Annotated in this window: 26 protein-coding genes; 18 read left to right on the top strand and 8 right to left on the bottom strand. The window is 28.6% G+C overall.

Annotated features, from left to right (window positions below):
* Window positions 1–15: 15 nt before the first annotated feature.
* The 4 genes from lpxA to mreC are packed head-to-tail and all read left to right on the top strand — an operon-like array spanning window position 16 to window position 3,871.
* Entirely contained in the window at window positions 16–807 is a 792-nt protein-coding gene (gene lpxA, locus CP965_RS13390) for an acyl-ACP--UDP-N-acetylglucosamine O-acyltransferase (protein WP_129062622.1), read from the top strand.
* Between the two features lie 3 nt (window positions 808–810).
* Entirely contained in the window at window positions 811–2,034 is a 1,224-nt protein-coding gene (gene clpX / locus CP965_RS13385; RefSeq protein WP_129062621.1) for an ATP-dependent Clp protease ATP-binding subunit ClpX, read from the top strand.
* Between the two features lie 15 nt (window positions 2,035–2,049).
* Window positions 2,050–3,081, top strand: coding sequence for a rod shape-determining protein (locus CP965_RS13380; protein WP_129062620.1), 1,032 nt, complete (start codon window positions 2,050–2,052; stop codon window positions 3,079–3,081).
* The gene (gene mreC / locus CP965_RS13375) at window positions 3,074–3,871 is read left to right on the top strand and encodes a rod shape-determining protein MreC (protein WP_129062619.1); all 798 of its coding nucleotides are present in this window, start codon (window positions 3,074–3,076) and stop codon (window positions 3,869–3,871) included. Before CP965_RS13380 ends, mreC begins: the two co-directional genes overlap by 8 nt.
* Here the strand turns inward: mreC and CP965_RS13370 are convergent.
* On the bottom strand, window positions 3,861–4,472 hold the full coding sequence (locus CP965_RS13370; protein WP_129062618.1) for a riboflavin synthase: 612 nt from the start codon (window positions 4,470–4,472) through the stop codon (window positions 3,861–3,863). The genes mreC and CP965_RS13370 overlap by 11 nt on opposite strands.
* Before the next feature lie 182 nt (window positions 4,473–4,654).
* On the opposite strand from CP965_RS13370, the gene mnmG reads away from it, so the two are divergent.
* The 7 genes from mnmG to recJ all read left to right on the top strand — a co-directional run bounded on the left by mnmG (window position 4,655) and on the right by recJ (window position 13,503).
* Window positions 4,655–6,526, top strand: coding sequence for a tRNA uridine-5-carboxymethylaminomethyl(34) synthesis enzyme MnmG (gene mnmG, locus CP965_RS13365; protein ID WP_129062617.1), 1,872 nt, complete (start codon window positions 4,655–4,657; stop codon window positions 6,524–6,526).
* Window positions 6,527–6,560: 34 nt separating this feature from the next.
* A complete protein-coding gene (locus CP965_RS13360) occupies window positions 6,561–7,376 on the top strand; it encodes an AraC family transcriptional regulator (protein ID WP_129062616.1) in 816 nt (271 codons plus the stop codon).
* Between the two features lie 96 nt (window positions 7,377–7,472).
* Window positions 7,473–8,261: an MOSC domain-containing protein gene (locus tag CP965_RS13355; RefSeq protein ID WP_129062615.1), complete on the top strand. Its 789-nt coding sequence runs from the start codon at window positions 7,473–7,475 to the stop codon at window positions 8,259–8,261.
* Between the two features lie 3 nt (window positions 8,262–8,264).
* Window positions 8,265–8,651, top strand: a complete 387-nt coding sequence (locus CP965_RS13350; protein ID WP_129062614.1) for a S24 family peptidase — start codon at window positions 8,265–8,267, stop codon at window positions 8,649–8,651.
* 178 nt (window positions 8,652–8,829) lie between these two features.
* On the top strand, window positions 8,830–10,212 hold the full coding sequence (gene ccoG, locus CP965_RS13345; protein WP_129062613.1) for a cytochrome c oxidase accessory protein CcoG: 1,383 nt from the start codon (window positions 8,830–8,832) through the stop codon (window positions 10,210–10,212).
* Between the two features lie 109 nt (window positions 10,213–10,321).
* Window positions 10,322–11,938: a CTP synthase gene (locus tag CP965_RS13340; RefSeq protein ID WP_129062612.1), complete on the top strand. Its 1,617-nt coding sequence runs from the start codon at window positions 10,322–10,324 to the stop codon at window positions 11,936–11,938.
* Window positions 11,938–13,503: a single-stranded-DNA-specific exonuclease RecJ gene (recJ, locus tag CP965_RS13335; protein WP_129062611.1), complete on the top strand. Its 1,566-nt coding sequence runs from the start codon at window positions 11,938–11,940 to the stop codon at window positions 13,501–13,503. The genes CP965_RS13340 and recJ overlap by 1 nt, the downstream gene beginning before the upstream one ends.
* Here recJ and CP965_RS13330 read toward each other — a convergent pair.
* Both CP965_RS13330 and CP965_RS13325 read right to left on the bottom strand, forming a co-directional pair.
* On the bottom strand, window positions 13,498–14,142 hold the full coding sequence (locus CP965_RS13330; RefSeq protein ID WP_164971036.1) for a FlgO family outer membrane protein: 645 nt from the start codon (window positions 14,140–14,142) through the stop codon (window positions 13,498–13,500). The genes recJ and CP965_RS13330 overlap by 6 nt on opposite strands.
* 5 nt (window positions 14,143–14,147) lie before the next feature.
* Window positions 14,148–14,810: a FlgO family outer membrane protein gene (locus tag CP965_RS13325; RefSeq protein ID WP_129062610.1), complete on the bottom strand. Its 663-nt coding sequence runs from the start codon at window positions 14,808–14,810 to the stop codon at window positions 14,148–14,150.
* A gap of 143 nt (window positions 14,811–14,953) precedes the next feature.
* Between CP965_RS13325 and CP965_RS13320 the strand changes: the two genes are divergently transcribed.
* From CP965_RS13320 to CP965_RS13295, 6 genes are read left to right on the top strand one after another with little or no spacing between them, the layout of a single operon-like run.
* Window positions 14,954–15,508 (top strand): DJ-1 family glyoxalase III, encoded by a 555-nt coding sequence (locus CP965_RS13320; protein WP_129062609.1) that lies wholly within the window; start codon window positions 14,954–14,956, stop codon window positions 15,506–15,508.
* A 44-nt stretch (window positions 15,509–15,552) separates the two neighbouring features.
* Window positions 15,553–16,290 carry a UDP-2,3-diacylglucosamine diphosphatase gene (locus CP965_RS13315; RefSeq protein ID WP_129062608.1) on the top strand — a complete coding sequence of 246 codons (738 nt, stop codon included), beginning with the start codon at window positions 15,553–15,555 and terminating at the stop codon, window positions 16,288–16,290.
* Window positions 16,287–17,027: a patatin-like phospholipase family protein gene (locus tag CP965_RS13310; RefSeq protein WP_129062607.1), complete on the top strand. Its 741-nt coding sequence runs from the start codon at window positions 16,287–16,289 to the stop codon at window positions 17,025–17,027. Before CP965_RS13315 ends, CP965_RS13310 begins: the two co-directional genes overlap by 4 nt.
* Window positions 17,028–17,068: 41 nt before the next feature.
* Window positions 17,069–20,614, top strand: a complete 3,546-nt coding sequence (dnaE, locus tag CP965_RS13305; protein WP_129062606.1) for a DNA polymerase III subunit alpha — start codon at window positions 17,069–17,071, stop codon at window positions 20,612–20,614.
* Window positions 20,614–21,402, top strand: coding sequence for a 5'/3'-nucleotidase SurE (surE, locus tag CP965_RS13300; protein ID WP_129062605.1), 789 nt, complete (start codon window positions 20,614–20,616; stop codon window positions 21,400–21,402). The genes dnaE and surE overlap by 1 nt, the downstream gene beginning before the upstream one ends.
* 1 nt (window position 21,403) lies before the next feature.
* The gene (locus CP965_RS13295; protein WP_129062604.1) at window positions 21,404–21,664 is read left to right on the top strand and encodes a hypothetical protein; all 261 of its coding nucleotides are present in this window, start codon (window positions 21,404–21,406) and stop codon (window positions 21,662–21,664) included.
* Between the two features lie 6 nt (window positions 21,665–21,670).
* Here CP965_RS13295 and CP965_RS13290 read toward each other — a convergent pair whose 3' ends face one another.
* Genes CP965_RS13290 through moaC form a run of 4 tightly spaced genes read right to left on the bottom strand, consistent with a single transcriptional unit; the run spans window position 21,671 to window position 24,691 of the window.
* Entirely contained in the window at window positions 21,671–23,050 is a 1,380-nt protein-coding gene (locus tag CP965_RS13290) for a M99 family carboxypeptidase catalytic domain-containing protein (protein ID WP_129062603.1), read from the bottom strand.
* A complete protein-coding gene (locus CP965_RS13285; protein WP_129062602.1) occupies window positions 23,022–23,924 on the bottom strand; it encodes a M15 family metallopeptidase in 903 nt (300 codons plus the stop codon). The genes CP965_RS13290 and CP965_RS13285 overlap by 29 nt, the downstream gene beginning before the upstream one ends.
* 10 nt (window positions 23,925–23,934) lie before the next feature.
* Complete coding sequence (locus tag CP965_RS13280; RefSeq protein WP_129062601.1) at window positions 23,935–24,198, bottom strand: HP0495 family protein; 264 nt, start codon at window positions 24,196–24,198, stop codon at window positions 23,935–23,937.
* Entirely contained in the window at window positions 24,191–24,691 is a 501-nt protein-coding gene (moaC, locus tag CP965_RS13275; protein ID WP_129062600.1) for a cyclic pyranopterin monophosphate synthase MoaC, read from the bottom strand. The genes CP965_RS13280 and moaC overlap by 8 nt, the downstream gene beginning before the upstream one ends.
* 114 nt (window positions 24,692–24,805) lie before the next feature.
* On the opposite strand from moaC, the gene rpsU reads away from it, so the two are divergent.
* Window positions 24,806–25,018, top strand: a complete 213-nt coding sequence (gene rpsU / locus CP965_RS13270) for a 30S ribosomal protein S21 (protein ID WP_129062599.1) — start codon at window positions 24,806–24,808, stop codon at window positions 25,016–25,018.
* 60 nt (window positions 25,019–25,078) lie between these two features.
* On the opposite strand, the gene CP965_RS13265 is transcribed toward rpsU, so the two are convergent.
* A complete protein-coding gene (locus CP965_RS13265) occupies window positions 25,079–26,518 on the bottom strand; it encodes an SLC13 family permease (RefSeq protein ID WP_129062598.1) in 1,440 nt (479 codons plus the stop codon).
* Window positions 26,519–26,696: the final 178 nt, after the last annotated feature.

The following is a 26,696-nucleotide window of genomic DNA, read 5'->3' as shown; positions in this document are numbered from 1 at the left end:
AAATTAGGTTTTTGTATGAATAATATTCACAAAACAGCAATAATTGAAGAAGGTGCTAAATTAGGTGATAATATCACGATTGGTGCATATACGATTATAGGTAAAAATGTAACAATAGGAGATGGAACAATTATTGACTCTCATACTCTTATTGATGGGAAAACAAGTATAGGAAAAAATAATCATATTTTTTCCCATGCAAGTATTGGAACAATTCCTCAAGACTTAAAATACTCTGGGGAAGATGTTGAGTTAATTATTGGAGACAATAATAAAATAAGGGAATTTACACTATTTAATCCAGGTACAGAAGGTGGAGGTTCAAAAACAATAATTGGAAGTAACAATTTATTTATGGGATATGTTCATGTTGCCCATGATTGTATTGTAGGAAACAATTGTATTTTTGCAAACTGTGCAACTTTGGCAGGACACGTAGAAATTGAAGATTTTGTTGTAATTGGAGGGATGACTCCTATTCATCAATTTTGTAAAATAGGTACAAGTGTTATGGTTGCTGGTGGTTCTGTAATTACACAAGACATTCCTCCATTTTGTTTAGCCGAAGGTAATAGAGCAAAAGTAAAAGGTCTAAATCTAACAGGATTAAGAAGAAGGTTTAATAATAAAGAAGATATTAATGAATTAAAAAAAGCATACAAATTTTTATTTAGAAATAATGAATCATTAAAAGACCTTGCAACTGAGCTTTTAAAAGAAACATCTAATGAAAATGTAAAAAATATGTGTGACTTTGTATTAGAAACAACAAGAGGGATTCCATTTGATAGAAAGGCAGGAGAATAGTTAATGAGTAAAGAAATTGTATGTGATTTTTGTGGAGCAAAAGATAGCCCAAGTAATCCTGTTATAACAGGTGACAATGCAAGTATTTGTAAAGCTTGTGTAAGTGCTGCCCACGAAATAATGATTGGAAATACTCCCGCAGAAGAGCATTATGAAGAACAAGAAGTTACTGTAACAGAAGAGATAAAACTTAGAACACCTGCCCAACTAAAAGAGATTTTAGATGACTATATTATAGGACAGAATAGAGCAAAAAAAGTTTTATCTGTTGCAGTTTACAATCACTATAAAAGAATTTTTAGAAAAGATGAAATAGAAGATGACACTGAAATCAATAAATCAAATGTTTTATTAATTGGACCAACGGGTTCAGGGAAAACATTACTAGCACAAACTATTGCAAAATATTTAGATGTTCCTCTAGCAATAGCAGATGCAACTTCTCTTACAGAAGCAGGTTATGTGGGAGATGATGTTGAAAATGTTATCACAAGACTTATGCAAGCTGCTAATGGTGATGTAAAAAAAGCTGAAAGTGGTATTATTTTTATAGATGAAGTTGACAAAGTTGCACGTATGAGTGAAAATAGATCTATCACTAGAGATGTATCAGGAGAAGGTGTACAACAAGCCTTATTAAAAATAGTAGAAGGTTCAGTGGTAAATGTTCCACCAAAAGGTGGAAGAAAACATCCAGGACAAGATGCTATTCAAGTTGATACTACAAATATTTTATTTATTTGTGGTGGAGCATTTGATGGTTTAGAAGAAATTCTAAAAAAGAAACAAGGTGGAAATGTTTTAGGATTTAATCAAAAAAAACAAGGTAGCAAAGAAGAGAAAGATTTAATTTCAAATGTTGAAGCACATGATTTAGTAAAATACGGACTAATCCCTGAACTAATTGGAAGACTTCATATGATTGCAACATTAAATGAAATATCAGAAGATGATATGGTTCATATTTTAACAGAACCTAAAAATGCTTTAATCAAACAATATATTAAACTATTTGAACTAGATAATGTAAAGTTAGAATTTGAGAAAGACGCTTTAAAAGAGATTGCAAAACTTGCAATAGAAAGAAAAACTGGAGCAAGAGGACTAAGATCTATTTTAGAAGATATTATGCTTGATATCATGTATGATTTACCAGAATATGAAAATAAAACTGTAACCATCACTAAAGATGTGGTAACAAATAAAAAAGAACCAAAAATAGCTTAAAGAAGAAGGGAAGAAATGTTATTAGATAAACTAATAGGTCTGTTTTCAAGTGACATGGCAATTGACTTAGGTACTGCCAATACAATTGTTTCTGTCAAAGGTAAAGGTATCATTATAAATGAGCCTTCTGTTGTTGCTGTGCAAAATGATAGATTTGGGAAAGATAAAATTTTAGCAGTAGGTCAAGAAGCAAAACAAATGATTGGTAAAACACCATTAAATATTCAAGCTGTGAGACCAATGAAAGATGGTGTTATTGCAGATTTTGAAATGACTGAAAGAATGATTAGATATTTTATTGAAAAAGCTCATGCTAGAAAATCTTTTATTCGTCCTAGAATTATTATTTGTATTCCATATGGAATTACACAAGTTGAAAGAAAAGCAGTAAAAGAATCAGCATTAAGTGCAGGAGCAAGAGAAGTTTTCCTAGTAGAAGAACCAATGGCAGCTGCAATTGGCGCTGGAATTCCAGTTTCTGATCCATCTGGTTATGTTGTTGTTGATATTGGTGGAGGTACTACTGAGATTGGGGTAACTTCACTTGGTGGACTTGTACTTTCTAAATCAATTAAAGTTGCTGGTGATAAATTTGATAAATCAATTATTGATTATGTAAGACAAAATTATAATTTATATATTGGTGAAAGAACTGCTGAAAATATAAAAATTGAAGTGGGAACAGCAATTAAACTTGAAACTGAATTAAAAATTAAAGTAAAAGGTAGGGATAACTCAGGTCTACTTTCAACTATTGAACTAGGAAGTGAAGGTGTACGCACTGCTATTAAAGAGCCTCTTAGAGAAATTGTTTCAGCAGTAAGGTCTGTACTAGAAGATATGCCACCTGATTTAGCAGGTGATGTTGTAGACAATGGTGTTATTTTAACAGGTGGTGGTGCACTTATTAGAGGTTTAGACAAGTATTTAGCTGATATTATTAAACTTCCAGTAAAAGTTGCAGAAGAACCACTATTAGCAGTTGCTTATGGTACAAGCAATGTTTTAGATCAGGCAGCACTTTTAAAATTAATCACTAATGAATAAGTTTTTATTCTTTCTTCTTTTTGTAGCAGTTAGTTTAGGATATATCTTTGAGATAGACCAGCTAATTGCTAGAAATTTCAATCCCTTAACTTCTATAAAAAAAATATATGTAAATAATGCAATAAAAACCCAAAATAATATAGAAAGATACTTTAATCAAGTTACTACAATAGAAAGACTCCAGCAAGAAAATCAAGAACTAAAAAATTATAAAGAGCTATATCATGCTTCACATAATGAATTAAACTCTATTTTAGAAATGCTTGGAGAAACAAATTTTCAAAAAGATGATATAAAGTTTTCGAAAGTTTTATCATATATTGATTTTGATAACTTCACAAAAGTCTGGCTTGATTATAAAAAAGATGATGATTCTATTTTAGGAATAATTTCAAATGGTTTTGCTGCAGGTATTGTAGTAAATGACAATAATAGAGCTAAAGCTTTATTAAATGGGAACGATAAATGTAATTATTCTATCTTTGTGGGAAAAGATAAAGCCCCTGGAATTATCCATAAAGCAAAAAATAAAAATCATCTATTAGCAAAATATATTCCAATTTGGTATAAAATAAAAGTTGGTGATGAAGTTGTGACATCAGGAATGGATAATATTTTCTATGAAGGTATTAAAGTAGGAAAAGTTGTAAAAATCAAAAAAATGCAAGATATGCAAACAATTGAGATTGAACCATATGCTGATGTTTTAAAAGAAAAATACTTTTTTGTCTATAAAAAAACAATAGAAAAGAAAAAAGAAAAAGAACTCCTAGAAACTACTAATAAGTAGCCAAAATAGAATCTACTTTATCCCAAGTTAAAGAGTCTTCTTTTTTCCCAAACATATTGTAAATGTACCTTGCAAACATATCAGTTTCAAGATTTACTCTTGTTCCCACTTTATATCTTTTAAAAAGTGTATTTTCTATAGTATGAGGTATTATAGTAAGTCTAAAAGAGTCTTTCATTATTTCATTTACAGTTAAAGAAACTCCATCAATAGTTACACTTCCTTTTGGAATAATGTATCTTGCATACTCTTTTGGTAAAGAAATAATAAAATCTGTAGAGTTCCCACTTTTGTTTATACTTTTTATAGTTCCTAAACAATCCACATGACCTTGAACAATATGACCTTCAAACCTATCACCCATCATCATTGCAGGTTCAATATGTACCTCAGACTTATAATTTTCCATTGCTAAAATTTTTTGAGATTCAGGGGATAACTCAACAGTAAAAGTATCCTTAGAAAGTCTAACAACAGTAAGACAAGCACCATTGACGGCAATAGAATCTCCAATCTTCGGAGAATATTTAGCTTTTAATGTTAAAAAACCATTAGTAAAATTTACTACTTTTGCCATCTCTCTAATAAGTCCTGTAAACACTTAAAATACCTTTTGCTAAATTTTAGATATAATAGCCAAAAATTCATAAGAGGTAAATTTTTTAGATAAGTGGAAGAAAACATTTATCTAAGAAATTTCCATCTAAAAATACAAGAAAAACAATTATATAGAAAGTCAAACTTTGACTTTTTGAATAACTATTTTCTTTTAAAGGAAAAAAAATGGAATATGATGTAATAGTTGTTGGTGGAGGTCATGCTGGAATTGAAGCTTCATTAGCAAGTGCTAGAATGGGTAAAAAAACATTACTTATAACTATGCTTGTAGAACAAATTGGAGCAGCAAGTTGTAACCCTGCAATTGGTGGTCTTGCAAAAGGACATTTAGTAAGAGAAATAGATGCTCTTGGTGGAGAGATGGGTCTTTGTACAGACTCTACAGGAATTCAATTTAGAATACTAAATGCTTCAAAAGGTGCTGCAGTACAAGGAAGTCGAGCTCAAATTGATATGGACAAATATAGAGAATATATGAGAAAAGTTTGTCATAGTACCCCTAACTTAGAAGTTTATCAAGATGAAGTAAGTTCACTACTAATAAACAATGAAAATGAAGTTTATGGAGTAAAAACAAAACTAACAGAAGAATTCCACTCAAAAAAAGTAATTCTTACTACAGGTACATTTATGAGAGGACTTGTACATATTGGAGAAAACAAATATGATGCAGGAAGAGCATGGGAATTACCATCATCTACACTTTCTATACAACTTAAAGAATTAGGGCTAAAAGTTGGAAGATTAAAAACAGGGACACCTGCTAGAATTGATTCTTCAAGTATCGATTTTTCAGTAATGGAAGAACATGGGGGAGATGAAAAACCTATGCCATTCTCGTTTAGAACAGATAAAAAAACTTTCAATCCTACTCAATATCCTTGTTATATTACATATACAAATACAGGAACACATGATACAATTTCAGGGAACTTCCACAGAGCACCTTTATTTACAGGTCAAATTGAAGGAACAGGACCAAGATATTGTCCAAGTATTGAAGATAAAGTAAATAGATTTTCTGAAAGAGATAGACACCAACTATTCTTAGAGCCACAAACTGCAATGAGAAGTGAATACTATATTAATGGCTTATCTACTTCTTTACCTATTGATGTTCAAAAAGAGATGATCCATTCAATTGTAGGGCTTGAAAATGCTAAAGTAATTAGATATGGATATGCAATAGAATACGACTACGTTGATCCTACAGAATTAAAACATACCCTTGAAACAAAAAAAATCAAGAACCTATATAACGCTGGTCAAATAAATGCAACAACAGGTTATGAAGAAGCAGCAGCTCAAGGTCTAATAGCAGGGATTAATGCCTGTTTAGCAATAGATGAGAAAGAAGCTTTTATACTTAGAAGGGATGAAGCTTATATAGGTGTTTTAATTGATGATTTAGTTACAAAAGGTACAAATGAACCTTATAGAATGTTCACAAGTAGAGCTGAATATAGACTTCTTTTAAGAGAAGAAAGTGCCGATATGAGACTTTCTAATTATGGGTATGAGCTTGGTTTAGTAAGTAAAAAACAAATAGATGAAGTTAATTATAAAAAACAAAAAATTCAAGAAGCAGTTGACTTTATGGCAAATCAATGGTTTACATCAAAAAAAGAGAACCTTGAACTTCTTGAGTCAATAAATGAAGATAAAATCAAAGATAGAGCTTTATTAATCGATATAGTAGGAAGAAATACAGTAACAACAGAAAAATTTGACAAACTTGTTCCTACTTTAGCAGACACAGACGAGTATCTAAAAGAACAAATTATTGTGGAAGCAAAATATTATAGATATGTTGCAAAACAAAAAAAGCAAATTGAAAAAATGAAAAAAATGCTCCAAATGAAAATACCTGAAAACTTTGATTATAAAGTTATTTCAGGACTTTCTAATGAAGTTATTGAAAAGTTAGAAACCTTTAAGCCACCTACTCTTTTCAATGCAAGTGAAATTTCAGGAGTAACACCAGCTGCCCTTGATATTTTACATATGTATTTAAGTATAAATAAAAATAAAGACTAAAAAGGCTTTGTCTAAAAGTTGAGATAAAATAAAAGTGAAAAAAAATATTTTAAATAAAAATAAATCTTTTAGTTTCATAAAAATAGATTTAGAAAGTAAAAAAGATTTTTTTACTTTTACTCCTCAACAACACCAGTTATATGAAATGGTATATATTGTAAAAGGAACATTAAATTACAAAATTGATTTTCAAAAGTTTATCTTAGAAAAAGATACTATATCATTAACAAGACCTTGGCAAATACATCAATTATTAAAGGATAATTCTTTAAAAGATTGTGAAGGATATATATTTCATTTTTCTAAGGATTTCTTACCACCAAATAGTATAGTCAATGAATTATTTGAAGAAAACTCATTGCCTGTAATCAAAATTTATCCTGCTATTTCAGAAAACATAAACAATCTAATCTCTATGATTGAAAAAGAAGAAGATATTCATAATAGAATCACTTCATATCTTTTTTGTTCAATTCTAGAATATATTTTAAAATTTAAAAAACCAAATGAAAATATTTATTATAAAAATGAACGGATTTACACTCTTGTAAGATTAATTGATGAACACTATAAAACAGAAAAAAACACACAATTTTATGCTGATTATTTTGGGATTACTACAAAAAGGTTAAATGAATTAACAAAACAATATTTAAATAAAACATTATTATCTTTAATCATAGATAGAAATATCATAGAAATTAAAAGGCAATTGCTTTACTCTAACTTATCCATAAAAAATATCTCTGATGAAATGGGTTTTAATAGTACTTCACATTTTTCAAAATTTTTTAAAAAATATTCAAAATATACTCCTTCTGAATTTAAAGCACTTAAAACAAAACTTTAAATGTACAATATTTACAATTAACTGTATTTTTTATATATTGAATAAATTTTATATTAAACATATAATAATCTTAATTTCAATTTAGGAGTTATTTATATGAAAAAAATAGGTAAAGTATCAATCTTATTAAGATACCCAGTTAAATCTATGCAAGGAGAAAAGTTAAAACAAACTATAATTACAGAAAAAGGTCTTTTAGGTGACCGTTCCTATGCAATGATTGATTTAAAAAGTAAAAAAGCAATAAGTGCTAAAAACCCTAGAAAATGGCCAGAAATCTTTAAATATAGCTCAAGTTTTTCAGAAGAACCAACTCTTAATAAACTACCAGATATAAAGATAAAATTACCAGACAACTCAGCAGTATATAGTTCACAAAATAATATTAATGAAGTATTATCAGAAGCTTTTAATTCTGATATTATATTATCATCAAATGTCCCAAATAATGCAACACTAGAGGGTTTATTTGATGAATCTATTCGTGATGTTATCATGCCCAAAGGTACATTTTTTGATATTGGAATAATACACTTATTAACAACTTCTACCTTAGCTAAACTTGAAGAACTTTATGAAGAGGGTATCTTTAAGATTAATAGATTTAGAGCAAATATTATTATAGAACCCAACTCAAATGAAAAAGACTTTATTGAAAATAATTGGGTAGGTAAAAAAATATATATTGGAGAAGAGGTAATTCTTAAAATAAAACAGACTACTAGTAGATGTGTAATGACAACATTAGAACAAGAAGATTTACCAAAAGATATAAATATCTTAAGAACAATTAAAAAAAACAATGATGGTAAAGCTGGCATTTATGCAGATGTTATTAAGACAGGTGTTATTAAAGTTGATGACTCAATATTTATAGAAGAATAGAAAATGAATACTATAAAACTTGAATATACTTATTATAAAGATGGGGAACATATTAAAGATGAATTTACTTTTAATAAAACCCTAATAAAAGAAGATTATTCTTTATCATCACTTTTTATTTCAAAAGTAGAAGGGGAATCCATGCAACCACTAATAAAAGATAAAGCATTAGTGGTTGCAGACCTATCTAAGAAAAAGTATGAAGATAAAAATATATTTTTAATCTTTAAAGATAATAAGATGTGGATAAAAAAAGCAAATATCCTTGACGATAAAGAATTCTTTGTATCAATAAACCCTAATTTTTCACATTTAAAATATAAAAAAGAAGAATGTAAAATTGTCGCAAAAGTTTTACTCTTCTTCAATAATAGTAAATCTACTTTCTAAAAGTATTATCTAATATTAATTTTTTATAAGATATTATCCATTTTATGTGATAAAGCTTTTTAATGTATATATACAATATAAGGTTTTTATTAAATTTAGATAAGCTATACTTATAATAGTTTATGCTTATTATAAGTTGGCTTTATATATAATTAAGAAAAAATATTAGGATAGAAAGATGACTAAAACTAACGCTATCTCAAAAAAAATTCCTTTCCGAATAAAAAGGTATTATGGTTATATTATTGCTACAATTGTTGCTTTAAGTTTACCATTTATAAAGATTAATGGAAATCACATATTTTTATTATCATTTGATAAAAAGCAACTTCATCTAATGGGAATTGCTTTTGACATGCAAGAATTATATCTTATGCCATTTTTATTAATGCTGCTATTCCTTGGAATTTTTGCAGTAACTGCCATAGGTGGTAGAGCTTGGTGTGGATGGGCCTGTCCCCAAACAATTTTTAGAGTAATTTATAGAGATTTAATTGAATCAAAACTTTTAGGTTTAAGAAGAATTAAAAATAAACAAAAAGAACCAGATTGGTCAAAGCCAGAAAATGCTTCAAAGAAAGTAGTTGCTGTAATCATCTGGACAATGCTTTCACTTCTTGCTGCAGCAGATTTTATGTGGTACTTTGTTCCACCTGAAGATTTTTTTGCATATATTCAAAATCCGACAGAACACTGGTTTTTAATTGGTTTTGTATTAGCTATTGCTGCTTTTCTTGTTTATGATGTAGTTTGGCTAAAAGAAGATTTTTGTGTTTATATTTGTCCTTACTCAAGGGTACAATCAGTACTTTATGATGAAGATACATATCAAGCAATTTATTCTACGAATAGAGGTGGAGATATTTATAATGATAATAAAGAAAAAATTATTTTTAAACAAAAAGACCTTCCTGATGAAATGAATGAATGTACTACATGTGAATCATGTGTTACTGTTTGTCCTACCCATATTGATATTAGAAAAGGTTTACAACTTGAATGTATTAATTGTCTTGAATGTGTTGATGCCTGTACAAAAGTTATGGGAAAACTTGGAAAAGAATCTTTAGTACAATGGACAAGTACAAGGGATATCAAAAAAGGTGAACCAACAAAAGTTCTTAGAAAATCAACTATTATGTATACAGTTGCTTTAGTATTAGTTATTGGACTATTATTTGTAATGGGTGGAAAAAAAGAGTATATGCTTCTAAATGTAAATAAAACAACTCAACTTTACAAAATAAAAGAAGATAATGTAGTTGCTAATAATTTTCTACTTCTATTTCAAAATACTGATTCTAAAACACATACCTATAATATTGAAATAGTAGGAAGAGATGATATAACAATAGAAAGATTTAGACCATTTAAATTACAACCAGGAAGACTTAGAAAAAAAGTTGTAATTTTACAAACAGATAAAATCTTAGTTAATGATAAAACAAAAGATACACCTATTACTGTAAAACTTAGAGCTTATGCTGTTGATGAACCTGAGAAGATTTCAGTATTTAGAGATGCTGTATTTATCTATCCAAGAGCAGACAAATTAAAATAATTTTTATCTAAATAGGGGCAGTTGCCCCTATTAACTTAACTACTTATTAACTTCTCATTCGCTATAATCGCGATATATTTTGACTACTATTTAATTCACGGAGCTTTTAATGACTAAATTTATATTTGTTACAGGTGGAGTATTGAGTTCACTTGGTAAAGGTATTACTTCTGCATCTATTGCAACTATTTTAAAACAATCAGGGTTCAAAGTAAGTATGCTTAAAATTGACCCTTACTTAAATGTTGACCCAGGAACAATGAGTCCACTAGAACATGGAGAAGTTTTTGTTACAGCTGATGGAGCAGAAACAGACTTAGACTTAGGAAACTATGAAAGATTTATAGATAAAACACTTACAGCAAAAAACTCTTTTACTACAGGTCAAGTTTACCAAAGTGTAATTAGAAGAGAAAGAGAAGGTGGATACCTTGGAAAAACAATTCAAGTAATCCCTCATGTTGTAGATGAGATTAAAGATAGAATTTATGCAGCAGCAGACGACAACGAATTTTTAATAATTGAGCTTGGTGGAACAGTTGGTGATATCGAAGGATTACCATTTATGGAAGCAATCCGTGCAATAAGACATGAGCAACCAAAAACAAATACAATGAATATTCATGTAAGTTTAGTTCCTTATATAAAAGCTGCAGGTGAATTAAAAACAAAACCAACTCAACATTCTGTTCAAGAACTTAGAAGAATTGGTATTACTCCTCATATGTTAGTTTGTAGAACAGAAAAAGAGTTACCTAAAAACCTTAAAGAAAAACTTGCTCTTTCTTGTGATATAGATAGAAATGCAGTAATTGAAGCAGGAGATGCTCAATCTATTTATCAAGTTCCTTTACACTTCATCAAAGAAGGTATATTAAGTCCTCTATCTGAACACTTTAATATAAAGATTAAACCAAATATGGAAAAATGGGATACTTTAGTTAAGAATATTCTTGTACCTCAAGATGAAGTAACTATTGCTTTTGTAGGTAAATACTTAGACTTAAAAGAATCATATAAATCTCTTATTGAAGCACTTATCCATGCAGGGGCACATTTAAGTATAAAAGTAAATATTCACTGGTGTGATAGTGAAAGAATTGAAGATAGTGGTGCATATGAGATTATAGGAAATTCAGATGCAATTTTAGTTGCAGGTGGATTTGGTCATAGAGGGGCAAAAGGAAAACTTGAAGCTATAAAATATGCAAGAGAAAACAAAATACCTTACTTAGGAATTTGTTTAGGAATGCAGCTAGCTATCATTGAATATGCAAGAAATGTTTTAGGTATTGAAGAAGCAAACTCTATTGAATTTAAAGAAGATACAAAAGAACCTGTTATTTATCTAATTGATGAATTTATAGACCAAAGTGGAGAAAAACAATTAAGAACTCATAAATCACCAATGGGTGGAACTATGAGACTAGGAGAATATCCATTTGAACCACTAAAAGGTACAAATTTGCAAAAAGCCTATGGAAATGAAAAAGTATACTATGAAAGACATAGACATAGATACGAAGCAAACCCTGCATATAAAGAGAGATTAGAAGAAGCTGGAATGATTATTTCAGGACAATCAAGTGGCTTAATTGAAGCAGTAGAAATAAAAGACCACCCTTGGTTTGTTGGAGTTCAGTTTCATCCAGAATTTACTTCACACCTTGAAACGCCAAACCCTATAATTCTAGAATTTGTAAAACAAGCAAATAAAAAAGATTAATGTCAAAGGTTACAAAAACTAGCTTATATGAACTTTTAGCTGCGAGACATAAGGATAACCCTTATTCTCGCCTAGCTAACCTTCCCCAACCCGATAGCTTCAAAGATATTAAAAAAGCTACAAGTAGAATAAAAGAAGCCTTATTAAATAATGAAACAATAACTATTGTAGGAGATTATGATGTAGATGGAGTTGTTTCAACAACTATTATTGTAGACTTCTTCCAAAAAATCGGAAAAAAAGTAAATCACATTATTCCCAATAGATTTGAACATGGTTATGGATTAAGTCCTAAAATAGTTGATATGATAGATGAAGGTTTAGTAATAACCGTTGATAATGGTATCTCAGCTTGCCATGCGGCAGAACTTCTAAAACAAAAAAATATAGACCTAATTATAACAGACCATCATACAGTAGGAGAAAATATACCTGAGGCTTTTGCCATAATAAATCCAAAACAAGAAGATTGTAATTTTCCATTTAAAGAAATCTGTGGAGCTCAAGTTGCTTGGTATCTATGTGCTTCAATAAAAAAAGAAATAAATGCAGACGTAAATCTTCAAGAATTTTTTGATTTACTTTGTGTTGCAATTATTGCTGATATCATGCCTATGACTAGTCTTAATTATACTATGGTTAAATATGGCTTGAAGAAAATAAAAGCTTCTAAAAGACCTGCTTTTATAAAACTAAATGAAATGATGTCTAAAGAGATTTTTGTTTCAGATGATATAGGTTTTACTATTGCTCCTAAAATAAATAGTGCAGGAAGAATGGAAGATGCATCTATTGCACTAAACTTTTTGCTTTCTTCAAATGAGTATGAAGCAAATGACGCTTTGCAGCTTCTTGAAGAACTTAACTGTTTTAGAAAGAATTTACAAGAAGAAATTTCTCAAAAAGCTACAAATGCTACAAACCCTGAAGATAATGCAGTTATTGTTTGGGGAGAAGATTGGCATGAAGGAGTTATTGGAATAGTTGCATCTAAGCTCTCAAATTCTTTTAAAAAACCTGCTTTTATATTTTCTATAAAAAATGGTATTGCAAAAGGAAGTGCAAGGGCAAATGCAAATATAAACCTTCATACGATTATTTCTGAAACTTCTGATTTATTATTAGGTTTTGGAGGGCATAAAAATGCTGCAGGTTTATCCCTTGAAGCAAAAAATCTTGAAAAGTTCAAAAAAAGAATAAATGAACTTTTAAATATTTCTCAAGAAGAATTACATATAGAACATGATATTTTAGGTGAGCTTGATGTTTCTTCTGTTGATATAGAATTTTTAGAAATTATTGAAAGATTTGAACCTTATGGATTGAAGAACTATCGTCCAATTTTTAAAGTTTCAAACTCTCAAATTATAAAATATGATTTTTTTGGGAAAGATAAAAATCATTTAAAACTCACTTTAAATAACAATGGTTATTTATTTGAAGCAATTAAATTTTATCAAGAAGAACCAATAAATGAAAACTTTATTGATATAATAATAACTGTAAATAAAAATGAATTTAGAGGAAAAGTTAATCCACAATTTTTAATTCAAGAAATTTTATAAAACCATTCTTGGACGAAAAGTAAGTTTTCTTTCTTTATTCATTCCTTCTAATTGAGTAATTTCTTCATCAACTGAAGTACTTGAATTTGCAGCAGCTAAAATATTACCATTAGTCACATCAAGAAGTTTTATAAATACAATCAAACTTTGTGTAGTAATAGTATAAGTGCCAACTACGGCAAACTTTTCTTTTACATTTTTATTTACTATTTCTTTTTGTTCTCTTGTTAAAAGGTTTAAACCATGTTGTCCATAAGTAAAGTTTTCACTAAGTTCTACTTGTCTTACGATAATATCTTTGTTTATTAAAGAGTCTTTTAAATTTTCTGATAATAAAAAACCTAATTTTGATCTATTTTCTAATCTATCTAAGTTTACAAAATCTGAAACTAAAACAATATCATCTTCCATTACATATTTTTTTAGTTTTAAAGACATATCATCAACTAAAATTTTAACTAAAGAATTAAAATCATTTGAGCCACTAATATTTTTATGATCAGTTGATGTTTTTTTTGCTACATCTTTTACAAATGAAGGAAAGTCTTCACTTCCTGTAAGAGACTTTACTGCATTACAAGAAGTAAAAGAAATTAATATTATGGCGAGAAAAAAGAGACATTTTAAAATATTTCGCATTTATTTTATTTTTCTTGAATAATTCTTATTGTTCTAGCTGGTTTGCAATCTTTAAAGATAATACAATCATTTCTTCGATTATGTAAGTAAGTTGCCCTTGCACTTGAAATTATTCTACCTGTTATATTATCAATAACTCTAGCATTAAGCATAACTTTTCCAAATTGTCTAGAATACGTTCCCACTACCACATATGTATTTGGTATTTGATCTTTTAGCTTATAAGGGTTTCTTGAAATAAAATATTCACCTTTTTCATTAATTGAAACTGCCATTTGACCTCTATATTCAATTACATTGAAACCTCTATTTGACATTTCGTTAATCATACTTTCACTAACTATTCTTCCAAACTCTGTTGTTTTCTTAAAGTTATCTAGTCTCACAAAAGAAGTAATTAAAACTGGTTTTCGAGTATCCATTTTCTTATTTCTCATCATTTGAGTGGCTAAAGAATTAATCGAACCTTCTAATGTTGATTGATTTGTGATATTCATTTGTTGGTCTTCTGCTATTTTTAGATAACCTTTAGTTACTTGAACTTTTGTGTCTTCTCTTTTCACAGAATCATCATTTGCTGACGCATTATTGTACTTAGATAAACAACCAGTGAAAAGTAAAGATACAGTTACAGTTGCAATACAAGCTTTAGCGAAATTTTTAAGCATAAAATCCCCTTTTTATAATTAGATAGATTTTATTTAAATATAACTTATAAATTCTTGAAAAGTATATATTTTAAGATGCCTAAAATAGCTATTTACATAGAAACTTATGATAAAATAATTAAATTTTTTTCAAAGGATTTTAAATGTCAAAAGTACTAATTATAATTTCAACAGGTTTTGAAGAGATTGAAGCAGTTTCAATTATAGATATTTTAAGAAGAGCAGAAGTTCAAGTAACAATTGCAACAATAAATGAACTTGAAACACTAGGTGCTAATAATATCACAATAAAAGCAGATATAAAATTAGAAGAGCTTAATAATATAGAAGCTTATGAAATGATAGTTCTTCCAGGAGGAGCACAAAACACTTTAAATTTAGCAAGTTCAGAACTTGTACAACAAACATTGAAAAAAATGAAAGACACAAATAAATATATTGGAGCAATTTGTGCAGCACCCTATGTATTACATCATGCTAAGGTATTAAATGAAAAATATACTTGTTATCCTAGTTTTGAAAAGAAAATAGATTCTGCAAAATATATAGAAAATGAAAATGTAGTGAAAGATGAAAAAGTTATAACCTCAAGGGGTCCAGCAACTGCTATGGAATTTGCTTTGGAATTAGTAAAAACACTAAAAGGAGAAGAAACTTTCTTAAATGTAAAAGAAGGACTTCTAGTAACTTATTTTTAATATCTGTTATTATTTTGTAACCAAGATGTAATAAGATACTTTTTATGAAATATAAAAGTATCTTTATCTCTGATGTACACTTGGGAACAAAATATTCCAATACAAAAATGCTTCTTGATTTTTTTAAACATAATGAAAGTGAAAATCTATTTTTAGTTGGTGATATAATTGATGGTTGGGCAATAAAAAGAAAATTTATCTGGCCCCAAAGCCATTCTGATGTAATTCAAAAAATATTAAAAAAAGCAAGAAAAGGCACTAATGTTATTTTTATAACTGGTAACCATGATGACTTTCTAAGACCCTTTGTTCCTTTAATTTTAGGTAACTCTTTAGATATAAGAAATGAATTTAATTATGAATCAATAAAAGGAAAGAAATACCTCATCACCCATGGAGACTTCTTCGATTCAATAACTATGACAAAAAAGTGGCTAGCAGTTTTAGGAGATTATGGCTATGACTTATTATTAGCTATAAATCAAGTATTAAATTTCTTTAGAACTAAACTTGGTATTGAATCTAGGTGGTCACTTTCTAAATATGTAAAAGATAATGTTAAATCCTCTGTTTCTTTTATTACAGATTTTGAAGACACCTTAGCAACACATGCAAAACGTAAAGAATATGATGGCATAATATGTGGACATATTCACAAAGCAGAAATTAGAAATATTGAAACAATTGAATACTTAAATTGTGGTGACTGGGTTGAATCTTGTACTGCTATTGTTGAAACATATGAAGGAGAATTTAAAATTATAAATTGGTTAGATAAATGAGTTTTGCACTTGTCTTAAGTGGAGGTGCTGCAAGGGGTGCTTTTCATTTAGGAGTACTTCATTTCTTAGAAGAACAAAATATAAAAATTGAAGCCTATTCGGGAAGTTCAATTGGAGCAATTATATGTACTTCTCATGCAAGTGGTGTAAAAGCAAAAGAACAACTTAAAATTTTTTCCTCAAAAGATATAAAAAAAGCTATTAAATTCAATTACTTAAAAAAAGGTCTGTTTAGAATTGATGAAAAACATCCAATTTTAAAAGAACTATTACCAATAAATAACTTAGAAGAAATTCCAAAAAAAGTTTATATTAATGCCTATGATTTAAAAACTAAAAAATTATATTACTTTGACAAAGGTAATACTCACAGCTTATGCATGGCATCAAGTGCTTTACCTCCTTTATTTAAACCAATTAATTATAAAAATATGCAATTAATAGATGGTGGTCTTTTTGATAATATGCCAATTAAACCTCTAGAAAACAAAAACTATACTATTTATACACTTGACTTACTACCTCATCAAAGCAAAGAGAATAATACAAAAAATAATCCTTTTAAATTTGTAAAAAGAAAAATATTTACTCAATTTATAGAAAATGCAAAATATTCAAAAATACATAGTGACTATTATATTACAAGCCCTAAAATACACCAATTTAAAATGTTTACTTTCAAAGAGCTAAAGGATTGTTTTAATTTAGGATATAAAGAAGCACAAAAATATTTTTAGATATAATCTAATAAATTTAAATCCAAAATAAAAGAAAAACTATGTCAGATATACCAAAATTTACCCATTTACATTTACATACAGAATATTCACTTTTAGATGGTGCAAATAAAATTAAACCTTTAGCCAAAAAAATAAAAGAATTAGGAATGACAAGTGTTGCTATGACTGACCATGGTAATATGTTTGGAGCTATTGACTTTTATAATGCAATGAGAGCACAAGGTATAAAACCTATTATTGGAATGGAAGCATACATTCACAACTCAGAGGAAGTTGATGATAAAACAACAAGACAAAGGTTTCACTTATGTTTATATGCCAAAAATGATATTGGGTATAAAAACCTTATGTATCTGTCTAGTCAAGCATATATGCATGGTTTTTATTATTACCCAAGAATAAATAAAAAACTTTTAAGGGAAAACTCTGAAGGCTTAGTTTGTTCTGCTGCTTGTTTACAAGGAGAAATAAATTGGCATTTAAACTTACAAAATGAAAGAAATGTTAAAAACGGAGCAAAAGGTTATGAAAAAGCAAAAGAAATAGCCTTAGAGTACAAAGAAATATTTGGAGATGACTTTTACTTAGAAATTATGAGACATGGTATTGGAGATCAACATTTTGTTGACGACCAAATATTAAGAATTGCAAAAGAAACAGGTATTAAAGTAGTTGCAACAAATGATACTCACTATTTAAACCAAAAAGATGCAGATGCCCATGAAGCTTTTATGTGTATTGCAATGAATAAACTTTATGATGATCCAAATAGACTTAGACACTCAGTGCATGAATTTTATTTAAAATCTCCAGAACAAATTGCAATGCTCTATGCTGATATCCCAGAAGCAATTGAAGCTACACAAGAAATTGCTGATAAATGTAATTTAGAAATAAAACTTGGAGACCCTACTCCTCCTAACTTCAAATTTACAAGACAAAAACTTGAAGAAGAAGGTATTAAAATTCCTGAACCAGAAGAAGAATATTCTTTAGAAAATGACAAAACCTTATTTGTTCATGAGTGTTGGAAAGGTCTAAAAAAAAGACTTGAAATTGTACCTGAAGAAAAACATCAAGAATATAAAGATAGACTTCAAGTAGAAATTGACATTATTAATAATATGAAATTCCCTGGATATATGCTTATTGTATGGGACTTCGTAAAAGTTGCAAAAGATATGAAAATTCCAGTAGGACCAGGAAGAGGTTCAGCAGCAGGTTCATTAGTTGCATATAGTATGGAAATTACCGATATTGACCCCATGCCTTATGGTTTACTTTTTGAGAGATTCCTAAATCCAGAAAGGGTGTCAATGCCCGATATTGATATGGACTTCTGCCAAAGTAGAAGAGGAGAAATTATAGACTATGTTGTTCAACAATATGGTCGTGCCAATGTTGCTCAAATTATTACCTTTGGTAAACTTCTTGCTAAAGGAGTTATTAGAGATGTCGCTAGAGTTCTTGATATGCCTTACTCTAAAGCAGATGCTATGGCAAAACTTATTCCTGATGAACTTGGTATCAATCTAGCAGATTCATGGGAGAAAGAACCAAAAATAAAACAACTATGTGATACAGATCCTCAAGCAAAGAGAGTTTGGGAGTTTGCTCTTGCACTTGAAGGCTTAAATAGAAATGCAGGAACCCATGCTGCAGGGGTTGTTATTTCCAATGAACCACTATGGAAAAAAACTCCACTTTTTAAACCTTCAGGACTTGATACAATTGCAACTCAATATAATGGGAAATATGTAGAAGATGTTGATTTAATTAAATTCGACTTCCTTGGTCTTAAAACCCTTACAGTTATTGAAGAAGCAAATAAACTTATTGAAAAAAGACATGGAAAAAGAGTTGATTTCTTAACAACTGATGTAAATGACAAAGGGGTTTATGATCTAATACAAACTGGTAACACAATTGGATTATTTCAAATAGAGTCTTCAGGTATGCAAGACCTTGCAAAAAAGCTTAGACCATCAGGCTTTGAAGATATTATTGCGATGCTTGCCCTTTATAGACCAGGACCAATGGAGTCAGGGATGCTTGATGACTTTATTGATAGAAAGCATGGTCGGGCAGAGATTAGCTACTTCTATGATGAATTTGTAGAACCATTAAAACCAATTCTTGAACCAACTTATGGGGTTATTGTTTACCAAGAGCAAGTTATGCAGATTGTACAAACAATTGGTGGTTTTTCACTTGGTGGTGCCGACTTAGTTAGACGGGCTATGGGTAAAAAAATCAAAGAAGAGATGGATAGACTTAAAGGCGAGTTTGCTGAAGGTGGAGTAAAAAAAGGTTATGTAAAAGAGCACTGCGAGGAATTATTCGACTTAATTGTAAAATTCGCAGGATATGGTTTTAATAAATCTCACTCCGCTGCATATGGTTTAGTAACATTTTATACTTCATATTTAAAATGTTACTACCCTGCAGAGTTTATGGCAGCACTTCTTACACTTGAAAAAGATAATACAGATAAAGTTGTAAAATATGTAGATGAAGTTAAAAGATTAGGACTAGACCTTTTCCCACCTGATATTAATAAATCTGACCTTGTATTCTCTGCTAAAAAAATTGATGGAGAAGAAGTAGTAATGTTTGGAATGGGTGCTATAAAAGGTGCTGGGGATGTTGCTATTAATTCTATTTTAAAAGAAAGACGTGAAAATGGAGAGTTTAAAGATATGTCAGACTTTATTTCACGTATTGATGGAAGTAAGGTAAATAAAAGAGTAATTGAAGCCTTAACAAAATCAGGGGCTTTTGATTCATTTATGTACTCAAGAAAATCACTATTAGAACAAATTGAAATTATTGGTGACACTGTAGGAAAAGCCATGACTGCTAAAAAAATGGCAACAGGTTCATTATTTGGAGATAGTGAAGAGTTAACAAGAGTTGAACTTGACCTTGAACATTTACCTGAATATGAAGCAAAAGAAATTTTAGAGTTTGAAAAGGCCTCATTAGGTTTTTATGTTTCAGGGCACCCTCTTGATGAATATAGAGAACAACTTGATAAAATCTCTTATACTTTAAGCTCAGAAATAGATGAAATCGCGGATGGAAGTCAAGCATTGTTTGTTGGAAAGATTGAAGAAATCACAGAAAAAATTTCCAAAAAAGGAAATAAATTTGGAATAGCCAACATAGTTGATCTACATGGAAATATAGAATTAATGCTATTTGAAAATAGACTAAAAGAATTAGAAGAAGATTTTGATACAAGTAAACCTATTGCCTTTAAAGTTAAAGTTACAAAAGATGGTGATTTTACAAGAATGAATATTCTAAAAATAGAATCTTTAAAAGATGCACAAAAAGAAAAAGTCAAAACAAAACATGTTGAAAAAGAAGAACCTCCTTTGACAGTCGCTTTACCTTTTAGTGATAGTGATGAGATTATGTATAAATTTTTTGAAATAGTTGCAAATAATCAAGGTAAAAGAAACCTAAAAGTACTTGTTAAATCAAAACTTGCAGATGTTGAACTAGAAACAGGATTTAGTGTAACATCACAGGTTGAAACTCTAGTAAAACAAATTGATGGAGCATATATAGTAGCATGATGAAACAAATTCTAATTACAAATGATGATGGCTTTGATGCAATAGGATTAAAAGCATTAATTGAAGCATTGTCTCCTCTTGCAAAAATAGTTGTTGTTGCACCTGCAAAGAATAAATCTGCTTGTGGACACTCTTTAACTTTAGATAAACCTCTAAGAATGGTAAATGTAGATGATGATTTTTATAAAATAGATGATGGTACACCAACTGATTGTATTTTCATATCATTAAATAATCTATTTAAAGAAGGATTTAAACCTGATTTAGTAATTAGTGGAATAAATATTGGTGCAAACATGGGAGAAGATGTAACTTATAGTGGAACAGCAGCAGGAGCTATGGAAGCTGTACTACAAGGAATACCTGCAATTGCTATCTCCCAAGTATGTAAAGATAGATGTCAAGATATAAAAGATGGATGGGATTTTGCACTTGCAAAAGATACAATTATTCAATTAGTGAAGAAAATTTTAGCTAATGAATTTCCTTTAGGGAAAAGAAAATTTCTAAATGTAAATATTCCTCCAATTAAAAAAGAAAATTGCAAAGGAATAAAAATTACTAAAGCTGGATTTAGAGAATATGGAAATGATACACATAGGCATTACAATCCAAGAGGAGAAGAATATTATTGGATAGGATTACATCCTTTAATATGGCAAGAAAGCGACAATAAAGATTGTGATTTTGAAGCCATTAAAGCAAACTATATATCAATTACTCCTATAATGCTAGACTTAACTTCTTATGATGATATAAATAAATTAAATACATGGATAAAGGAATAAAGTGAATTTTACACAATCTTTAACAAAACATATAGATAAACTAGTAGGTACTTTGAAATCTGAAAAAGATTTAAAAGAAGTACTAAAAAGAAAACTTACAAAAAAAGAATTAAAAACTTTTGTAGCTATTGAAGAAGGAAAATCTGTTCAAGAAACAATGGAATTGTTAAATGCAGATGAAGATAGAATAAACGAACTATATAAAACTGTTTGTAAAAAACTAAACCAAGAAAAAATAAAAAAAGAACTAATCTTTCTTTAAAAGATTCTACAAAGAATTTGTAGAATCTTCTTTAGAATTACTATTATCAAAAGAGGAAACTCTTGTATTTGAATTTTTATCAAAATTTACTAAAACCATTCCTGCAAACTTATTCTTTTTATAAAATTCTACTCTAAAAATATTACCATTTTTATCAATTGAAAATCTTTTACCAATTTTATTTTTATTTACATTTACACCTGCTTCATCAACTTTTTCATGAACAAAACCAATTATATTAACTCTTATATCTTCCATTGGTTCAATTTTAAAATTATCATGTACATTAACAATTGATCCTAAAGGGATAGATGACTTTTTACCATCAATTGTAATTCCAATATCTTTTTCAACTTTTTCAAGCTCTAAATAATCAGGAGTTAATAAAGCTAATCTTCTGTTCCCATAATGAATAGCATAAACATCATCTTTTTTTATTACAGTTAATAAAGGACTTGAAGGACTGAATTCTAAAGTTCCATCTTTTTTTATAGGGAAATACCTTAAAACACTTCTAATTTGGCTTAATGGCAATTGTATTTTATCATCATAAAAAGACATATATATATCATTGTCAATAACATTTTTTATTGTAAAAGGATTTAGCTCAAAATGTCTTTCATATTCAATCCCCATAATATCCATATATTTTTCTAAAGCTAATAAATGATAATAAGTTCTTTCATGCAAAGGTAAATTTTTACTTGCTTCATTTCCAAAAGCGGCTTTTCCATTATTAATAGCAAAATAAGTAAGAGTCTTTTCCATTTCTTTATCACCAAGTCGTGTCTTAGTATTTTTAATACTATAAGCATGTTTTGGATCAATTAACTTACTATTTACATGTTCACAAACTTTTTGTGCAATCTCACCTAAATTTCCATAAGAGTCAACATTTAATAATTCTTGGTCAATAACAGAACTTTGTCCCCATTTTGAAGGAGCATGCATATTATCTTTATATTCACTCCTAAAAAAACCACTTCCATCATGTAAATTTAAAACTAATTTAACTTCATTAGAAGTAATATATTTTTTTATTCTTTGTATAGAATTATAATCAGGATCGTCTTCTGAAATTTGGGCAAATTTTCTATTCATATCTCCAAAAGGACCTCTGCTTCTTTTTATAATTGAATAAAAGTTTAAATTAGGGACAACCCATATAGAACCTTTTTTTATTCTATAATGTGTTGTAATTAAAGATGCTGCCATAAAACCACCAGGTTCATCACCTTGAATTCCACCTACTACTAATAATGTATTATTATCTTGTTTTCCTTTTTTTATTAAGTCAAAATCAAAACTCTGACTACTTGCATAAAGATTTTCTAATAGAAAAAATAGAATAAATATTTTAAATAATCTTAACATGCCAAGGTTCATATCTTACACCATCCTTATTATTAACAGTATATCTCATATCAATATACTTTAACTTACGCATTTTAAAAAATTCATCAGTAAGAGCAAATCTTGAAGAAAAATTTGATTTACCAAAACCTTTTTTACCTACATCAAAATCTGCAATACTATGATAAGTATATGCAGGAGGAGCTAAAGACTTAGAAGCAATAGTTAAATTTCCTTCAACACTATAAACTTTATCTAAAAATAGTTTTGTTTGCTTAACAATACTTCTAACTCCAGAGGTTAAAGTTAAACTATTTCCTATATCTTTAACCATTTGATAATAAATCTTTTCTGGTTCACCTTTAAATAAATAATGCCCAGTATGAGGAATTTTTTTTACTTCTTTTTTATTTATTGTATCAGTTATATTTTCAGAGATTCTTTCTCCATAAAAACCATGAACTGAAGGATCATAATAAAAAATAGATTCTAAAAACTCTAACTCTTTTTTTGAAAAAGCATTTATATTATTAGAATATTTTGCAATTTTTAGCATTTCATCAAAACTTAAGATATTAAAATTTCCATAACCAATATGTCTTTGTACCAGATTTAGTTTTTTTCTCACTGATAAAAAACTATCATATACATTGTCTTCAATTAAAACATCAGTTAATAAATCTTTTTTTACATATGATTTAGAAGAGATTTGTTTTTCATCTAATTCAATAGTTATAGAATCTTTTATAAAATTGTTGTTTTCTTTATTCAAATCTTCATTGGAAGAAAATATATTATAAAAAAAATCCTCAAATCCCATATCTTTAGAAAAAGCAGCCATTAAATTTGATGTTCCAAAAAGGGAAAGAATACTTGTACCTGATTTTAAAAAATCTCTTCTATTCATAATAACAACCTTACAATACCATTTTGATATCTTTATGGTCACCTAACATTTTATATATTTCTTTTCTATCATCTTCATTATGAACAATAAGCTCAAGGGAATAACTTTCAAATTTCCCTTTTTTACTTACTTTAGATTTTTCAATATTAAATTCTCTTTGTAAAAAAATCTCTTCTGTAATTTTATTTGCATTTGATTTTTCATGAATTACAATTTTGTATTTCCATGAACAAGGATAATCTAATTGTAATTTTTCTTTATTTAGATCAATCATTTACACTCCTTACTTCAGTACTTTTTCTTAAAAAGTTTCCACTTTTGCCACCACTTTTTGATTCCAATTGTATATTTGAAATTACCATTGATTTATCAATTGCTTTTACCATATCATAAATGGTTAAAAGACCAACAGAAACGCCAGTTAACGCTTCCATTTCAACACCAGTTTGTCCATTTAGTTTAGCACTAACAATTAATTTAAATCCTGGGAGTTCTGGCTTTTCCTCTATATCACAATTTATTCCACTTAATAATAAAGGATGACACATAGGTATTAAATCACTAGTCTTCTTTGTTCCCATAATTGCTGCAATAACAGCAGTTTGCAAAACAGGACCTTTCTTACTAGTATTGTCAATAATTGCTTTATAAGCTTCTTTATTCATAGTAATTATACCTGAAGCAATTGCAACTCTTTTTGTTTCATTTTTTGATGAAACATCAACCATTTTAGGTCTATCATTTTCATCTAAATGTGTTAATTCCAATTTAAAACCTTTATGTATATTCATTTTATTATATCTTTTTAATAGTTAAATAGAAATTAAGTAAACTTTAAATATAATGCAAGCCTAAATTTAAAAAGAAAGTGGGTGATTTTAGTGCCAGGCATTAAAGTTAAAGATAACGAATCTTTTGACGAAGCATATAGAAGGTTTAAGAAGCAATGTGATAGAAATCTTATTGTAACTGAAACTAGAGCTAGAAGATTTTTTGAGCCAATGACAGAGATCAGAAAAAAACAAAAAATTAACGCTAGAAAGAAAATGCTTAAGAGATTATACATGCTTAGAAGATACGAATCTAGACTATAGTAATTCGTTTTCTATACCAAAGCCTCGATATTTTATCGAGGCTTTTTTTTAATCTTTTTATCAAGAATAAAAATTTAATAAACCTAAAATAAATATAGGTCCAATGATTGCTGCTAATATTCCAATTACCATAAAATCTTTTGAATTTAATTTTCCTGAAGAAAAAGCAATTGCATTAGGTGGTGTTGATACTGGTAATATCATTGCACAAGAAGCACATAAAGCAATACTAATAACCATATATGAAACAATTGAGTCACCTAAACTACTAACAAGGGCAACTATAAGAGGTAACATAATATTAGTTGCTGCAGTATTACTCATAAAGTTAGATACCAATATAACAATAAATGCAAAGATAGCAACAATTAGATATAAGTTTAATCCAGCTATATCAAATTGTGTTCCAATCCAAGTATCTAACCCTGTCTTTGAAACACCAGCTCCTAAAGATAATCCACCTATAATTAAAATTATAACATCCCATCTAATTTCTCTAATATCATCTGTTTCAATTATTCCAAAAATTGTAAATATTACTATAGGGAATAAAGAAACAACAGGTGTTGGAATATGATGAAAAGGTCCAGTTAACCATAATAATATAGTTACAGAAAAAACTAAAATTACTAAAGACTTTTTCCAACTGGGAATTGTAGGTATATGAGTAAAGTTTGTTGTTGAATCATCATAATGTGGTATTTTTTTAACTTTATTTATATTTATAGATTCTTCAGTTGAGTTATACAATCTTAAAATAATCCATCTGAGTGTAATCGCAAGTAATATAGCTGGAGGTAGTGCTATAATCATCCAACCTAGAAAACTAGGAGCATTATTTCCTAATATACCAACTGCTATTGCATTAGGGGGTGTTCCAATTATTGTTCCCATGCCACCAATATTTGCAGCAACTATTACACCTAACAATAAACCTTTTTGAAAAGGATTATCTTCTTTCATATTTTTTAACATAGGTATTAATAATGTCATCATCATTGCTGTTGTAGCAGTATTTGATACAAACATTGAAAGAATAAAAGTTACCAGCATAAGACCACTTAATATATTGTGTGGTTTTTTTCCAAAATAAAATAATACTCTTTTAGCTAACCAAACATCCAATTTTGTTTTTGAGGCAGCTATAGCCATAATAAATCCAGCCATAAATAAAAAAATTAGAGGATTTGCCCAAGCACTTAAATAAGTAACCCATTCTTTAGAATTTGATTCAAAATTGAAATTATCAAAACCTAGTAACATTATTTCTAAAGCTATTAAAAGAAATGAAACTGCAAAGGCAGGTATTGCTTCAGTCATCCATAAAGCTCCAGAAAAAACTAAAATAAATAACATTAAACTTGCTTCATATTCTAATCCAGAATATGTAGGAACAATTGCTATTAAAAAAGCTATTAAAAATGAGATTAAAAATTTTGAAACTGAATGTTTAATTGAGAACTTCAATTTTCTATTTTTAAACTTATTGAGATTAATCATATACACCCCTAATGAAGGTAATATTATATAAAAAAAAAGCAATAATAAGTATAAAAATATAGCAAAAAGCTTAATAAAGACCCATAAAAGAAGAAAGAAAAGAGAGAAAAAAGGTAAAAAAAAAGCTTACCATAAACAACTTGGGTAAGTTGGTAAAGGTAAGCTTTAGTAAAAATAC

Source organism: Halarcobacter mediterraneus, assembly GCF_004116625.1.
Taxonomy (GTDB): domain Bacteria; phylum Campylobacterota; class Campylobacteria; order Campylobacterales; family Arcobacteraceae; genus Halarcobacter; species Halarcobacter mediterraneus.
The sequence above is the reverse complement of the archived record's forward strand: the minus strand, read 5'-3'. Positions and strand labels throughout refer to the sequence as shown.

Coding starts and splice junctions, on each gene's coding strand:
- CP965_RS13280 (WP_129062601.1), bottom strand. CDS start 24,198: ATGATTGATCTAAATAAAGAAAAATTACAATTAGATTATCCTTGTTCA.
- CP965_RS13350 (WP_129062614.1), top strand. CDS start 8,265: ATGAATACTATAAAACTTGAATATACTTATTATAAAGATGGGGAACAT.
- lpxA (WP_129062622.1), top strand. CDS start 16: ATGAATAATATTCACAAAACAGCAATAATTGAAGAAGGTGCTAAATTA.
- CP965_RS13340 (WP_129062612.1), top strand. CDS start 10,322: ATGACTAAATTTATATTTGTTACAGGTGGAGTATTGAGTTCACTTGGT.
- CP965_RS13330 (WP_164971036.1), bottom strand. CDS start 14,142: ATGCGAAATATTTTAAAATGTCTCTTTTTTCTCGCCATAATATTAATT.
- mnmG (WP_129062617.1), top strand. CDS start 4,655: ATGGAATATGATGTAATAGTTGTTGGTGGAGGTCATGCTGGAATTGAA.
- CP965_RS13355 (WP_129062615.1), top strand. CDS start 7,473: ATGAAAAAAATAGGTAAAGTATCAATCTTATTAAGATACCCAGTTAAA.
- CP965_RS13265 (WP_129062598.1), bottom strand. CDS start 26,518: ATGATTAATCTCAATAAGTTTAAAAATAGAAAATTGAAGTTCTCAATT.
- CP965_RS13290 (WP_129062603.1), bottom strand. CDS start 23,050: ATGAACCTTGGCATGTTAAGATTATTTAAAATATTTATTCTATTTTTT.
- CP965_RS13285 (WP_129062602.1), bottom strand. CDS start 23,924: ATGAATAGAAGAGATTTTTTAAAATCAGGTACAAGTATTCTTTCCCTT.
- CP965_RS13315 (WP_129062608.1), top strand. CDS start 15,553: ATGAAATATAAAAGTATCTTTATCTCTGATGTACACTTGGGAACAAAA.
- mreC (WP_129062619.1), top strand. CDS start 3,074: ATGAATAAGTTTTTATTCTTTCTTCTTTTTGTAGCAGTTAGTTTAGGA.
- CP965_RS13380 (WP_129062620.1), top strand. CDS start 2,050: ATGTTATTAGATAAACTAATAGGTCTGTTTTCAAGTGACATGGCAATT.
- CP965_RS13325 (WP_129062610.1), bottom strand. CDS start 14,810: ATGCTTAAAAATTTCGCTAAAGCTTGTATTGCAACTGTAACTGTATCT.
- recJ (WP_129062611.1), top strand. CDS start 11,938: ATGTCAAAGGTTACAAAAACTAGCTTATATGAACTTTTAGCTGCGAGA.
- CP965_RS13310 (WP_129062607.1), top strand. CDS start 16,287: ATGAGTTTTGCACTTGTCTTAAGTGGAGGTGCTGCAAGGGGTGCTTTT.
- ccoG (WP_129062613.1), top strand. CDS start 8,830: ATGACTAAAACTAACGCTATCTCAAAAAAAATTCCTTTCCGAATAAAA.
- CP965_RS13320 (WP_129062609.1), top strand. CDS start 14,954: ATGTCAAAAGTACTAATTATAATTTCAACAGGTTTTGAAGAGATTGAA.
- surE (WP_129062605.1), top strand. CDS start 20,614: ATGAAACAAATTCTAATTACAAATGATGATGGCTTTGATGCAATAGGA.
- dnaE (WP_129062606.1), top strand. CDS start 17,069: ATGTCAGATATACCAAAATTTACCCATTTACATTTACATACAGAATAT.
- clpX (WP_129062621.1), top strand. CDS start 811: ATGAGTAAAGAAATTGTATGTGATTTTTGTGGAGCAAAAGATAGCCCA.